This window comes from Chryseolinea lacunae, from assembly GCF_016735595.1.
Lineage (GTDB): Bacteria > Bacteroidota > Bacteroidia > Cytophagales > Cyclobacteriaceae > Chryseolinea > Chryseolinea lacunae.
Window position 1 is genome coordinate 332,238 of the sequence record NZ_JAERRB010000003.1, and the last position, 12,489, is coordinate 344,726.

A 12,489-nucleotide genomic window follows, 5' to 3' on the forward strand; every position below is an offset into this window, starting at 1 on the left:
GATTCGGTTTATTTTTTCTTCAGGAAGGGCTTCAAGGTAACACCACCATAATATTGACGCGGCGCTGCAGCATTATAATATCGGCCTCCCACGGCGTTCAGGTCGTTGCCAAGGCTGTAGGTTTTATCCAACGCGTTGTCAACACCGGCAAAGATTTCGAACGGCAGGTTTTTCGAAAGCAATGTGCGATAACCCACGCGCGCGCCCAACAACACATACGACGCTGCATATTCTGTGTTGGCATCGTTTAATGGAATTTCGTCAACATAGTTCGCTGTGATGTTTGTATAGAATTTTTTCACTGTCACATCAAGTCCCAGCAACCCCACGTTGGGTGCAACCCCCGTGAGCCGGTTGCCCGAAAAATCAGCGCCGTCCTGCACATAGGTGTCAAAGCGATAGTGGTTGTAGGTGAAGCTTCCCCAAAAGCGAAGATAGGTGATGGCCCCCGATGCACTAAGCGTTGGCGTGTAGGACAGCGTTGCCTCCAAGCCGCGTTGTTTTGTTTTTCCGGCATTCACAAAATAGTCGGCGCCGTCGGCGGTGCGTTGAATCACGATGGTTTCGTTCAGGCTGAAATCATAGGCCGTGATGTCGGCAGCCAGTTGATGGTTCAGGGCACTGCCGCGAATGCCCACTTCATAGCTCGTGCCACGTTCTGCATTGAGACTGTTGTTGTAGGTGTTAGTAGACGGACGAACCTCTGCCAGCGATGGCGGCGAAAATCCTTTGCTCACACTGCCATAGACCGAAACAGCCTGCGTGATTTTTTTCAACAAGGCTACTCGGGGAGAAAACACGGGATCAAATTTCCGCGTCTGCTCAACAGCAGGTGTCACGATGAGCGAGGTGTATCCATACTTCAGAAAATTGGTGCTTGCCCCAATGGTCAGGAAAAACGCCGCGGGAAGCTCAAGGTCGGCTTGTGCAAAGGCCAACAGCTGGTTCGATTTCAATTTGTCGTCCGACTGAATGGCTCCGGCCACACCGGCAGCATTGGCAAATACTTTCACAGGCGATGTGAAATACTGGTATTCGCTTCCAAAAGAAATTCTCCCATTCCAGCTTTCCTTGTCGAATGCATATTGCAGGGTGAGTCGGCCACCCAGGTTGTCTTCATCTCTTTTCTCTACGTTGCGAATGGTGGGGTTCTCAAAATCTGTGGTCGCGCCATAGACCGCCGCCTTCGACGACCAATGTTCGTTCCAGGCATAGTCGTGCACCAGCCCGGCATAAATAGTTTTGTTAAACACAGCCGCGTGTTGTGCTACCGCTCCGGGAGTCTGCCCCGCTTGTGGCCGCGCCTGGCGAGGGTCTTGCTCGAACTGCGTCTTGTTCAAACCACCCGGAGTTTGATACATCAAGTCCGTGTAAAAAATAGTGGCTGCCAATGTGCTCTTCGCGTTCAGCACAAAATCAACATCGGCATTCAACGCATCACGTCGCATGGCGGTTTGCTCGCGATAGCCGTCTGCTTTCTGGTGGGCGTATTGTATGGAGGCCTTCACCTTTTCCGTTCCCACGTTAGCCGACAACTGATAGCGTTGCAAGCCATAGCTTCCCACCAGCGCCGAAAGTTGAAGCTGTGGTTCCTGTGGAATTTTTTTGGTGAGCAACACCACGCCGCCGGTACCTGCGCCATACAAACTGGCACCCGGTCCTTTAATGACCTCGGCATTCGACACCGCGCCAAAGTCGACAAGGTTCAGGTATGTGTTTCCGCCGCCGTCGGTGAGGGGCAGTCCATTCCAATACATTTTCACATTGCGCACACCAAACGGCGAACGCAACAAACTTCCACGCACGCTGAACCGATAACTTCCCGGCGAACGCTCTTCCATGCGCACACCCGGAATGGCGTTCACGGCCGGCAACAGCGACGTGTTGCTGAATCGCTCCAGGTCTTTTGTGGATACCACACCCACCGCCGCGGGCACTTCGTTGAGCGGCCGGTCGTAGGTGTAGGCCTGCACGGTCACGGCGTCGAGAACTTTTGTAGAGTCTGTTTGATTTTGTGACGACGCGGTGGTTTGCACGAGCAAAAGGCCACCCAACATCAGGAGCATAAAGGGGAGTAAAGTTTTTTTCACGTGTATCGTTATTCTGTAAGGAAAGATAGCCAAGAATTTCATTCCACGTCCCGGGTTTCGGAAGAGCGTGAAAAATGAATCACCAGCGGCATCTGCGAATTTATTTTGGCCGATCGGCAACGCTAAAAAAAATTTGACAAACAAAAGAGGCTGCCTTTTTCAAGACAGCCTCCCGTTTTTTTAAAACCCTCCGGACAAAATCCGGATGATGATTATATTTTGAATGCTTTCTTCACGGCATCCACGTAGTCAAGTTTCTCCCAAGGGAAAAGCTCAACTTTCACTTTCAATTCGCTCTTCTTGCCTTTGTTGAAGATCTTCTCTACCACTTTAGGCTCACGACCCATGTGACCATAGGCAGCGGTTTCGGCGTAGATGGGTGTTCTCAGGGCAAAGCGTTGCTCGATGAAGTAAGGACGCATGTCGAAGATCTTGGCCACTTTCTTGGCAATCTCGCCATCGCTCTGACCTACTTTAGCTGTGCCATAAGTGTTCACATACAAACCAACAGGTTGTGCCACGCCAATGGCGTAGGCCACTTGCACCAGCACTTCGTCGCACACGCCGGCAGCCACCAGGTTCTTGGCGATGTGACGGGTTGCGTAGGCAGCCGAACGGTCTACTTTAGAAGGATCTTTGCCGGAGAATGCACCACCACCGTGTGCACCTTTGCCACCATAGGTATCTACGATGATCTTACGACCGGTGAGACCGGTGTCGCCGTGAGGACCGCCGATCACAAATTTGCCGGTGGGGTTCACGTGATATTTGATGTCGTCGCCAAAAAGATTTTGAACGCGCTTGGGAAGTTTTTTCTTCACACGGGGAATCACCACGTTGATCACATCTTCTTTGATCTTCTTCAACATCACAGCGTCTTTCGCGAAGTCGTCGTGTTGTGTAGACACCACGATGGTGTCGATGCGAACGGGCTTGTTATCGTCGTCGTATTCAATGGTCACCTGCGATTTGGCATCGGGACGGAGGTAGTCAATGCCTTTGGCTTCTCTGCGGATGATGGCCATCTCGCGCAAAATGAGGTGGGCCAGATCCAACGCCAGGGGCATGAAGTTGTCGGTTTCGCTGGTCGCATAACCAAACATCATACCTTGGTCGCCAGCGCCCTGATCTTCTTTCTTCTTGCGCTCAACACCCTGGTTGATGTCGGGCGATTGTTCGTGGATGGCCGAAAGGATACCGCACGAGTTGGCTTCGAACATATATTCGCTCTTGGTGTATCCGATCTTGCGGATCACTTCGCGGGCAATGTCCTGCACATCGAGGTATGCTTCAGATTTCACCTCACCGGCTAGCACTACCTGACCGGTAGTAACAAGGGTTTCGCAGGCCACTTTGGAATTGGGGTCATAGGCCAAGAAATAATCGATGAGGGCGTCCGAGATCTGGTCGGCTACTTTGTCTGGGTGCCCTTCAGAAACGGACTCCGAGGTGAATAAATACGGCATAGGGATTTTTGGATTAAAGTGTTATAGTACAGTTTTATGAAAAATTTCGAATGGCAAATTTAGAGCGATTTGTGAGAAAGAAAAAAGTCTAGTAAATCAATCGAATTAAATGGCCAGAAATAAGAATACCGCCGGCGCCTTCGGCCATTCCACAGATACCTTCTTCCAGTGACGTACCGGCAGGGTTCGGATGGACTCTGAAGTGCCGGTAACCTCCACTGCTACGCAAAGAAGGGTGTCAGGGTTTAAATTTTTTAGCATCGCCTGGAAAAGGGAGTTGTTCCGATAGGGCGTTTCAATGAACATTTGTGTCTGGTTCTTCTGTTTCGATTCCTTCTCAAATTCTTTCAAAGCCTTGGTCTGCGCCGCAGCATCGATGGGCAAATAGCCCTGGAACGCAAACCGTTGTCCGTTCAACCCCGAAGCCATCAAGGCCAGCAACAACGACGAAGGCCCCACCAACGGCACCACCACAATGCCTTGCTCATGCGCATACTTCACGGCCAGCGCCCCGGGGTCGGCAACGCCCGGGCACCCCGATTCAGAGAGCACCCCAAGGTCGTGTCCCTGCCGCAAGGGCGCGAACAACTGTTCGAGCGCGCGCGGGTCGGTGTCCTTGTTCAGCACTTCAAAGTGAAGGGCTTCGATGGTCTCATATATTTTAAGGCTGCTTAGGTATCGTCGGGCCGTGCGTATATCTTCGGCCAGGAAGTGCGCGATGTGGGGCAACTCGTTTCGAACCTGTGCCGTTATCACCACGTGCTGCGTGCCGTCGGCAATGATGTTGGGAATGAGGTATAGTTTTCCGAGAGGCATGCAGGCGCAAAGAATTTTGAAACCCTAAAGGTGCGAATAAAAATATAATATGGGCAAGTTGCTGATGATCGTGGGTGTGATCTGTTTCATAGCAGGCCTTGTCATGACCTTTGGGCCCAAACTTCCCTGGCTCGGCAAGTTGCCGGGCGACATCGCTGTTGACAAGGGCAACGTCAAGTTCTACTTCCCCCTCACCACCAGCATCCTGGTCAGCATCGTGCTGTCGGTTCTGTTGTTTCTCTATCAGCGCTTCAAAAATCACTAAACACATCTTTTAACTCTTTCGTCATGCTCACTTGCAAACGTTCGGCTTTCTCGCTTTCCAAACGCTCAACCTATCTCAACTGTGGCTACATGTCGCCACAGCTCAAGGATGTGGAAAAGGCCGGTCTGCGCAGCCTTCGGCGCAAGCGCAACCCCGGCGACATCAAGCCCGAAGATTTTTTTAACGATACCGAAGTGTTGCGAAAAGAATTTGCCCGGCTTGTCAACGCGCCCGATCCCAAACGCATTGTGGTGGTGCCGTCTGTGTCTTATGGCATGGCCAACGTGGCGCGCAACCTGGGCATTGGCCGTGGGCAGAACATCGTGATTGCCGCCGAACAATTTCCCAGCAACTACTACCCCTGGCAACGTGTGTGTGAAGAAACCGGCGCCCAGATAAAAGCCGTGGCCCCTCCCGACGTGTTGGCAGGCCGTGGCAAAACCTGGAACACACGCATCCTCGAAGCCATTGACAGCAACACAAAGGCCGTGGCGCTGGGCAACGTGCATTGGGTAGACGGCACGTTGTTCGACCTGCTGGCCATCCGCAAGCGCACACGCGAAGTAGGTGCGTTGCTCATCATAGACGGAACACAGTCGGTAGGTGCCTTGCCCTTCGATGTGCAAAGCATTCAACCCGACGCGCTGGTGTGTGCCGGCTACAAATGGTTGTTGGGGCCCTACTCTATCGGTCTGGCCTACTATGGTGAATATTTCGACAACGGCACGCCCATCGAAGAAAGCTGGATGAACCGCGCCGGCAGCGAAAATTTTTCACGGCTCTCGCAATACAACGGCGACTATCAGCCCGGCGCCTTGCGCTACGAAATGGGCGAGCACAGCAATTTCATGCTGGTGCCCATGTTGCAGAAATCCATCTTGCAACTGAACCGCTGGGGCGTGGCCAACATTCAGGAATATTGCGGCCACATCACCCACGAAGCCGTGAACCTGTTGCGCGAAAAAGGATTTTGGATTGAAGACGAAGATGCGCGCAGCAAACATTTGTTTGGCATTCGACTACAAGGAAGAGACGCTGAGAAAATAAAAGCACTGCTTCAGAAGAACAATATCTTTGTGTCGTTCCGGGGCGATGCCATTCGTGTGGCACCGAATGTTTATAACACCGACAAGGATTTGAAAAAATTAGCTACTCTCTTATCGCGCTAGCGCATGTCTGAAAAAAAATCGTACGCCTATTTCGTGGGCGGGATTGTTATTTGCTTGCTGGGTTCTGTCTTCTTCTCCACCAAAGCCATCTTTGTGAAACTGGCCTATCGCGAGGCCACTGTCGACGCCATCACGTTGCTGGCCCTGCGCATGCTTTTCTCGCTTCCGTTCTTTGCCATATCGGCCTTTGTGGCGTCAAAAAAAACCGACAACGTCAGGTTCACGGGTCAGCAATGGCTGGGCGTTGCCGTGGTGGGCTGTCTCGGCTATTACGCCAGCAGCTTGCTTGATTTTTTAGGACTTCAATATATCTCGGCCGGCATCGAACGGCTGGTGCTTTTTGTTTATCCTACGTTGGTGTTGCTCATGTCGGCGCTGGTGTTTCGATCGAAGATAAGTCCACAGCAATGGCTGGCGTTGATCATTACCTATGGTGGTTTGTTCGTGGCGTTCTGGGGCGAAGCGCGTGTTGAAGGACAGTCGCCCGATTTCTATAAAGGCGCGGCGCTCATCTTTGTGTGTGCCGTCACCTACGCCATGTATATCGTGGGCAGCGGCAGGCTCATCCCTGTGGTGGGCGCAGCCAAGTTCAACAGCTATGCCATGAGTTTCGCGGGCATCGCCGTGCTGGTGCATTTTTTTATCACTTCGTCAAGTTCGTTGTGGAACCAGGATGCGTCAACTTATTTGTATAGCTTTCTCATGGCCATCTTTGGCACGATCATTCCGTCCTATCTCGTCACCGAAGGCATCAAGCGTGTGGGTTCCAGCAATGCCGCCATCGTGGGAAGCATCGGTCCGGTGTCGACCATCCTGCAAGCCTATTTCTTTTTGCAAGAGCCTATTCACGCACTGCAAATTGCCGGCACCATTTTGATTTTGATTGGTGTGCTCATGATCAGCCGCAAGAAGGCGAAGTGATGTTTGCATGAAACGCCGGTGCGTTTCTTTCGCTAAGGTTCGAACAAATTGTTCAGTTCCAGGTCTATGCGCCCCACAATGTCGGAGAAGTCTTCGATGCGTTCCACAAAATCCAACGCGTTCACATCAATGATCAGGAGCTTGCCCAGTTTGTACTCGCCGATCCATTGTTCGTAGTGTTCGTTCAGTTTGCGCAGGTAGTCCAGCCGCATGGAGTATTCATATTCGCGTCCACGCTTCTGAATTTGCTGCACAAGTTTGGGAATGTCTGCGCGCAGGTAAATGAGCAGGTCCGGTGGCTTCACATAGCTCACCATCGAATGAAAAATATCGAGATAGCTTTGGTAGTCGCGGTCGGTCAGGTGGCCACCCTGGTGCAGGTTCGATGCAAAGATGTAGGCATCTTCATAGATGGTGCGATCCTGCACGATGGTTTTTTCACTGCCCTGAATTTCCGTCACTTGCTTGAAGCGGCTGTTCAGAAAATAAATCTGCAGGTGAAACGCCCACCGCGTCATGTCTTCATAAAAGTCGCGCAGGTAGGGATTGTGGTCAACCGATTCAAACAACGGAATCCAGCTATAGTGCCGCGAAAGTTTCTCCACCAGCGTGGTTTTTCCGGAACCAATGTTGCCACATACGGCGATATGCTTAAGCTTGTAAGACATGCTTTCTTTTTTCAGGGCGCGAAGGTAAAGATTATTCCGCAACCACCACGGCCAGCCGGTCGCCTTTTGCATTCACGGCCAACCGTGTGATGCCCTTCAACGGCAATGTGCTGTTCACCTCAACAGGTTTCCACACGCTGTTTTTTCCCGGTGTGGTGAAAAATAATTTCTCGCCATCGCTCATAATGATGCGCCCGTCGGGTGTCCACGCCAGGTCTTCATGACCGGGCAATGTTTTGGCCAACTCTTCGGTGGTCGATTTGTCGGTTAGTTTTTTGATGGCCCAATCGTCGCCCGTTGTTTTCTGAACAAAGCTCACACCACCGGTTTTGGGAATGGCATGTAGCGAACGGCCAATGTTTTCGGCCAGCACGGCGTCTTTGCCATCCTTTAAAGAAAACCGGCGCAACGTCATCGGTTCACCCAACACAAACAGCACAATGCTCTTCGGACTTTCCCACGCGTGATAACCCACGGTGAGGCGGTCGATGAGCACCACCGGTGTGCCACCATCTATGGGATATTTGCCCAGGTCTTGCTTGCCATCGGCGCGTTGAATGATGCACGAAAGAAATTTTTTGTCGGGCGTCACCGTGGGCGAATATTCACGGTCGGGTGTCTGCGTGATCTTGCGGCGACTCATGCTGGCATAGTTGAATTCCACAATGTCGGTGCTGCCGGTGGAGTCGGCGGCCGTGTAATACAACAATGTTTTGTCGGGGTGAAAGAAAGGTTGGTTGTCATAGCCCGGGCGGTTCGTAATGTTTTCCGAACGCACCAGCGTGATGCGGTCTTTTTCCAGCGAAAGCTCGAACAAATATATTTCCGATCCGGATTGGGCTGTGGCGCTCAGGGCGCAGCAAAGCGCAGCGATAAAAGCAAAAGTTCTCATTCTCAAAGTTGTTGTGTGCATTGGCAATTAAAGTTACCTTTTAAACATGAAATATGGTGTAGTGAAAACAATCCTTTGCAGCATTAGTTTGATGATTTGTCTTGGTGCCACCGCCCAGCAAAAATACCTGCTCCAACCCGATCGCGTTTTCGATGGCGAACAAACGCACAGCGGCTGGGTTGTGGTGGTGGAAGGCAACAAAATTGCCGCAGCCGGTCCTGCTTCACAGATCGCCGTTCCCAAAGATGCAGTGGCCCTGAAACTTCCCGGGTGCACCCTGTTGCCCGGCCTCATCGAAGGCCACGCGCACGTGTTGCTGCATCCCTACAACGAAACCTCGTGGGACGATCAGGTTATGAAAGAATCAGATGCGCTGCGTGTGGCCCGCGCCACCGTGCACCTCGACAAAACATTACGCGCAGGCTTCACCACCGTGCGTGACCTCGGTTCGGAAGGGGCGGGCTATGCCGACGTAGGATTGAAACAGGCCGTGGACCAAAACATCATTGCCGGGCCACGCATGCTCGTGGCCGGCCGCGCCATTGTGGCCACCGGCAGCTATGGACCCAAGGGCTTCGACACCGACTTCACGGTGATGCTGGGCGCCGAACCCGCCGATGGAAACAATCTCGTGCAGGTGGTGCGCGACCAGATTGGCAAGGGCGCCGACATTGTGAAAGTCTATGCCGACTATCGCTGGGGCCTGAACGGCCAAAGCGCACCAACGTTCTCGATCGACGAACTGAAGCTCATTGTGGAAACGGCAAAAAGCAGTGGCCGCCCCGTTGTGGCCCACGCCTCCACCGCCGAAGGCATGCGCCGCGCCACGCTGGCCGGCGTGGAAACCATAGAACATGGCGACGGCGGCACACCCGAAGTTTTTCAGCTGATGAAAGAAAAAGGCGTAGCCCTCTGCCCAACACTGGCGGCCGGATTTTTTGTGAGCCAATATAAAGGATGGAAAAAAGGTGTGGACCCCGAACCGGCAAAGTTGAAACTGAAACGCCAAACGTTTGCCGACGCGCTCAAAGCCGGTGTCACCATTTGCGCCGGTGGCGATGTGGGCGTGTTTGCCCACGGACAAAATGTGTACGAGCTTGAGCTGATGGCCGAGTATGGTATGAACACCTCGGATATTCTGCGCTCCGCCACCAGCATCAACGCCAAAACATTTCACCTCGACTCGCTGGGAAAAATCGGTCCGGGTTTTCTCGCCGACATCCTGGTGGTGAAAGGCGATCCATCTAAAACTATTTCTAACTTACGGAAAGTAGAGTGGGTAATGAAAAACGGCGTGATCGTTAAATAATAGCAGCGAGAAAACGCACAAAAAAAATCACTTCTTCAGATAAATGGCATTGAGCCATTGAATGGCGCCCGGTGTTTTTTGCCAGGCTTCGCGTGCCAGGTGCGCATAATAGACGGCTTCATTCTTTGCACCCCGTTCAAAATATTCCTCCTGAGGAGGCAATTCTTTTTTTGATAGCAGCAGCGTCACCACGTGGTTGTTGATCTGCCGCGCTGTTTCAACCGCCTCTCTACCCGCCGGTGTGTCGCCCTCCTTTTTGAAGGAATACAGCGCCTTGGTGAAGACCGTGAAGGCAGATTGATCGGTGGGATAAAGTGCCGCCACCTGATCGAATATCTCAAACTTTGAAACCTCGAGGCTGTAGACAAAAATAAAATCGCGCACACCCTGGTTGTCGGTCGGGTTCAGCCGGATCATTTCCATCAGGATATTGAGCGCCGCTCCGGGTTCGTCGAGGTCGTGGAGCGACATGGCATAGTTCATCATGCAACGCATGAACGGTCGCGTTTCGGCGATTGTCCAAAAGCGGCCCATGTTCTCCTTGAAAAACTCAACCCCAAGTTTTTTGCGGCCGGCGTTCATGCCGTTTCGATAAAAGATGAGACGTTGCAAGGCGCTCATCGCAAAGTCGCCCATAAACTCAAAGGCCTCCACACAATCCGGATCAAGCTTGAGGGCAGAAAAAACTTTTTTGTCCGACTCCAGATTCAACCCCACCTCACGGGCCTCGTGAACCAGCCGCTGCGCTTTCTCTTCGGGTGTTGAGGCCTCCGGTTCAAATTCGGGGATAGCCTGACCTTTCAATTGGTCCAAAAATTTTTCCATCTCTTCCTTCGACTGAAAATTCTGTTTAGACAACAACCGCTGGAGGTCTTGCATCATTTTGTCGTGTTGCTTTTTACTCATCTCACTTCGGGTTTGGCTTTGAGAGATTTTATTCTACAACCAGCGCTTGCGCTTGAAATACCACAAGAAGATAAGCGACGAAAAGATCATCAGCCCAATGGCAAACGGATAGCCGCCCAGCCATTTCAGCTCCGGCATATACGTGAAGTTCATGCCATAGATGCTCGCAATCAACGTGGGCGGCATAAACACCACCGTCACCACCGTAAATATTTTGATCACCTGGTTTTGTTCGATGTTCACCAAACCCAGGAATGTGTTTTGCAGATATTCAAGGCGTTCCGAGCTAAACTGCGAGTGTTGCAGCAGCGAGGCAATGTCTTTCAAGATGATTTTGAGCCGCTCGCTTTCGATGCGGTTAAATTCCGGGATGCGCACCAGCGAGCTCACCACCCGCTGCTTCTCCGTGATGGTTTCGTGCAACAACATCACGTTCTCCTGAAGCTGCGTGATGCTGATCAGCAAATCCTGCTTGAGCGACTGCTGGGCAATCAACTCCTTACTGATGCCGTTCAGCTTCCGGTTGATGCCTTCAATAAGATCGGCGTCGCCATCGATGCGTGTTTCCAGTACCGTGAGGAAAACATTGAGGCCGTGTTCTTTTTTTTCGGCCGAGCTGCCCGACTTGAGCCGTCGCACGGTTTCGGCAAATATTTTCAGATCGCCCTGGCGGTAGGTAAACAGCAGGTTGTCTTTCAGGATAAACGTCACGCTTTGCACCGTCAGCTCGGCTTCGTTGGAAAGAAAGCTGAGGTTCATTTCCACGGTTTCGTCGGTTTCCAAAAAACGCGACGAGCTTTCGATCTCCTGCAATTCCTGCGAGGTGAAAAATTCGATCTTGTAATTCTTTTCAATGTAGTCCTTCTCCTCGCGCGTAGGCGACTGCAGGTCAAGCCAGACCACATTCTCTAATGTGCCGATTTCTTTAAAAGAGGGGTTCTTATACTGATTGATTTTCCCCTCGCCTATGGTGTACACTCGAATCATAGCTCAAACCTCGGTGCAATTTATTACCAATATTTTGATTTGACCTCGTATTTTACGCGTCGGTAATTGTCCTGTCGAAAACATTCACGATTTGGTAATGAAGCGCCGACAACTCGTGACCAACCTGTTTGCCACTCGCGGCTAACCTGAGCATTCCAACAAAGGCCACAGCCGGGGTCGGATGAACCAGGGCCGTTCGTTATTTTTAAATGATTTTGAATTTGAACCCTATGACCCTGAAAGGAAACATTCATCACTCCGTTTGTCAATGGTGCTACGGCGACATACCGTTGGAAGAGCTGGTGCTGGCGGCCAAAGCCATGGGCATCACGTCGGTGGAGTTGCTCACGGCCGACCAATGGTCTGTGGCCCTTCGTCATGGGCTCACCTGCGCCATGGCCTATGCCAGCCCGATGGGCCTCGAAACCGGCTTCAACGATCTGTCGCTCCACGCGCAATTGTTGAAAGACTATTCCCTCAACATCCCCAAAGCGGCCGATGCCGGGCTCAAAAACGTGATTTGCTTTTCGGGAAACCGAAACGGATTGAGCGACGAACAAGGTCTGGAGAATTGCGCGCGCGGATTGGAGCCCGTCCTGAAAGTGGCTGCCAAACACAACATCACCGTGTGCATAGAGTTGCTCAACAGCCGTGTCGATCACATCGACTACCAATGCGACCGCACCGAATGGGGCGTGGCCCTCTGCGAAAAACTGGGGTCTGAAAATTTAAAGCTGCTCTACGACGTCTACCACATGCAGATCATGGAGGGCGATGTGATTGCCACCATCCGCCGTCACAGCAAATACATCGGTCACTATCACACGGGTGGCGTGCCTGATCGTCATGAGATAGACGAAAGTCAGGAATTGTATTATCCCGCCATCATGCGGGCCATTGTGGCATCGGGTTTCACGGGGTTTGTGGCACAGGAGTTCATCCCGGTTCGCGATCCCCTCACATCGCTTCGCGCCGCGGTGAACCTGTGCGACGTATAAGT

Annotated in this window: 12 protein-coding genes; 5 read left to right on the top strand and 7 right to left on the bottom strand. The window is 52.1% G+C overall.

What is annotated here, in order from left to right; translation table 11 throughout:
- Nucleotides 1-8 precede the first annotated feature (8 nt).
- The 3 genes from JI741_RS10585 to JI741_RS10595 all read right to left on the bottom strand — a co-directional run bounded on the left by JI741_RS10585 (nucleotide 9) and on the right by JI741_RS10595 (nucleotide 4,372).
- Entirely contained in the window at nucleotides 9-2,090 is a 2,082-nt protein-coding gene (locus JI741_RS10585) for a TonB-dependent receptor family protein (protein ID WP_202009037.1), read from the bottom strand.
- Between the two features lie 212 nt (nucleotides 2,091-2,302).
- Nucleotides 2,303-3,556: a methionine adenosyltransferase gene (metK, locus tag JI741_RS10590; protein WP_202009038.1), complete on the bottom strand. Its 1,254-nt coding sequence runs from the start codon at nucleotides 3,554-3,556 to the stop codon at nucleotides 2,303-2,305.
- 105 nt (nucleotides 3,557-3,661) lie between these two features.
- Nucleotides 3,662-4,372 carry an SAM-dependent methyltransferase gene (locus JI741_RS10595; RefSeq protein ID WP_202009039.1) on the bottom strand — a complete coding sequence of 237 codons (711 nt, stop codon included), beginning with the start codon at nucleotides 4,370-4,372 and terminating at the stop codon, nucleotides 3,662-3,664.
- A gap of 49 nt (nucleotides 4,373-4,421) precedes the next feature.
- On the opposite strand from JI741_RS10595, the gene JI741_RS10600 reads away from it, so the two are divergent.
- Genes JI741_RS10600 through JI741_RS10610 form a run of 3 tightly spaced genes read left to right on the top strand, consistent with a single transcriptional unit; the run spans nucleotide 4,422 to nucleotide 6,727 of the window.
- Entirely contained in the window at nucleotides 4,422-4,637 is a 216-nt protein-coding gene (locus JI741_RS10600) for a DUF2905 domain-containing protein (RefSeq protein WP_202009040.1), read from the top strand.
- Between the two features lie 23 nt (nucleotides 4,638-4,660).
- Nucleotides 4,661-5,806, top strand: a complete 1,146-nt coding sequence (locus tag JI741_RS10605) for an aminotransferase class V-fold PLP-dependent enzyme (protein WP_236675992.1) — start codon at nucleotides 4,661-4,663, stop codon at nucleotides 5,804-5,806.
- A gap of 3 nt (nucleotides 5,807-5,809) precedes the next feature.
- Nucleotides 5,810-6,727, top strand: a complete 918-nt coding sequence (locus JI741_RS10610) for a DMT family transporter (protein ID WP_202009041.1) — start codon at nucleotides 5,810-5,812, stop codon at nucleotides 6,725-6,727.
- A gap of 32 nt (nucleotides 6,728-6,759) precedes the next feature.
- On the opposite strand, the gene JI741_RS10615 is transcribed toward JI741_RS10610, so the two are convergent.
- Nucleotides 6,760-7,395: a deoxynucleoside kinase gene (locus JI741_RS10615; RefSeq protein ID WP_202009042.1), complete on the bottom strand. Its 636-nt coding sequence runs from the start codon at nucleotides 7,393-7,395 to the stop codon at nucleotides 6,760-6,762.
- A gap of 31 nt (nucleotides 7,396-7,426) precedes the next feature.
- The gene (locus JI741_RS10620; RefSeq protein ID WP_202009043.1) at nucleotides 7,427-8,287 is read right to left on the bottom strand and encodes a TolB family protein; all 861 of its coding nucleotides are present in this window, start codon (nucleotides 8,285-8,287) and stop codon (nucleotides 7,427-7,429) included.
- A 46-nt stretch (nucleotides 8,288-8,333) separates the two neighbouring features.
- Between JI741_RS10620 and JI741_RS10625 the strand changes: the two genes are divergently transcribed.
- The gene (locus JI741_RS10625) at nucleotides 8,334-9,596 is read left to right on the top strand and encodes a metal-dependent hydrolase family protein (protein ID WP_202009044.1); all 1,263 of its coding nucleotides are present in this window, start codon (nucleotides 8,334-8,336) and stop codon (nucleotides 9,594-9,596) included.
- A 27-nt stretch (nucleotides 9,597-9,623) separates the two neighbouring features.
- Here JI741_RS10625 and JI741_RS10630 read toward each other — a convergent pair whose 3' ends face one another.
- Both JI741_RS10630 and corA read right to left on the bottom strand, forming a co-directional pair.
- The gene (locus JI741_RS10630) at nucleotides 9,624-10,502 is read right to left on the bottom strand and encodes a hypothetical protein (RefSeq protein WP_202009045.1); all 879 of its coding nucleotides are present in this window, start codon (nucleotides 10,500-10,502) and stop codon (nucleotides 9,624-9,626) included.
- Between the two features lie 33 nt (nucleotides 10,503-10,535).
- Nucleotides 10,536-11,489, bottom strand: a complete 954-nt coding sequence (corA, locus tag JI741_RS10635; RefSeq protein WP_202009046.1) for a magnesium/cobalt transporter CorA — start codon at nucleotides 11,487-11,489, stop codon at nucleotides 10,536-10,538.
- A 230-nt stretch (nucleotides 11,490-11,719) separates the two neighbouring features.
- Here corA and JI741_RS10640 point away from each other — a divergent pair, with 230 nt between their 5' ends.
- On the top strand, nucleotides 11,720-12,487 hold the full coding sequence (locus JI741_RS10640; protein WP_369411752.1) for a hydroxypyruvate isomerase family protein: 768 nt from the start codon (nucleotides 11,720-11,722) through the stop codon (nucleotides 12,485-12,487).
- Nucleotides 12,488-12,489 lie beyond the last annotated feature (2 nt).

What these genes read in the sequence shown, in the direction of transcription:
- metK (WP_202009038.1), bottom strand. Translation starts at nt 3,556, where the DNA reads ATGCCGTATTTATTCACCTCGGAGTCCGTTTCTGAAGGGCACCCAGAC.
- JI741_RS10595 (WP_202009039.1), bottom strand. Translation starts at nt 4,372, where the DNA reads ATGCCTCTCGGAAAACTATACCTCATTCCCAACATCATTGCCGACGGC.
- JI741_RS10600 (WP_202009040.1), top strand. Translation starts at nt 4,422, where the DNA reads ATGGGCAAGTTGCTGATGATCGTGGGTGTGATCTGTTTCATAGCAGGC.
- JI741_RS10605 (WP_236675992.1), top strand. Translation starts at nt 4,661, where the DNA reads ATGCTCACTTGCAAACGTTCGGCTTTCTCGCTTTCCAAACGCTCAACC.
- JI741_RS10610 (WP_202009041.1), top strand. Translation starts at nt 5,810, where the DNA reads ATGTCTGAAAAAAAATCGTACGCCTATTTCGTGGGCGGGATTGTTATT.
- JI741_RS10615 (WP_202009042.1), bottom strand. Translation starts at nt 7,395, where the DNA reads ATGTCTTACAAGCTTAAGCATATCGCCGTATGTGGCAACATTGGTTCC.
- JI741_RS10620 (WP_202009043.1), bottom strand. Translation starts at nt 8,287, where the DNA reads ATGAGAACTTTTGCTTTTATCGCTGCGCTTTGCTGCGCCCTGAGCGCC.
- JI741_RS10625 (WP_202009044.1), top strand. Translation starts at nt 8,334, where the DNA reads ATGAAATATGGTGTAGTGAAAACAATCCTTTGCAGCATTAGTTTGATG.
- JI741_RS10630 (WP_202009045.1), bottom strand. Translation starts at nt 10,502, where the DNA reads ATGAGTAAAAAGCAACACGACAAAATGATGCAAGACCTCCAGCGGTTG.
- corA (WP_202009046.1), bottom strand. Translation starts at nt 11,489, where the DNA reads ATGATTCGAGTGTACACCATAGGCGAGGGGAAAATCAATCAGTATAAG.
- JI741_RS10640 (WP_369411752.1), top strand. Translation starts at nt 11,720, where the DNA reads ATGACCCTGAAAGGAAACATTCATCACTCCGTTTGTCAATGGTGCTAC.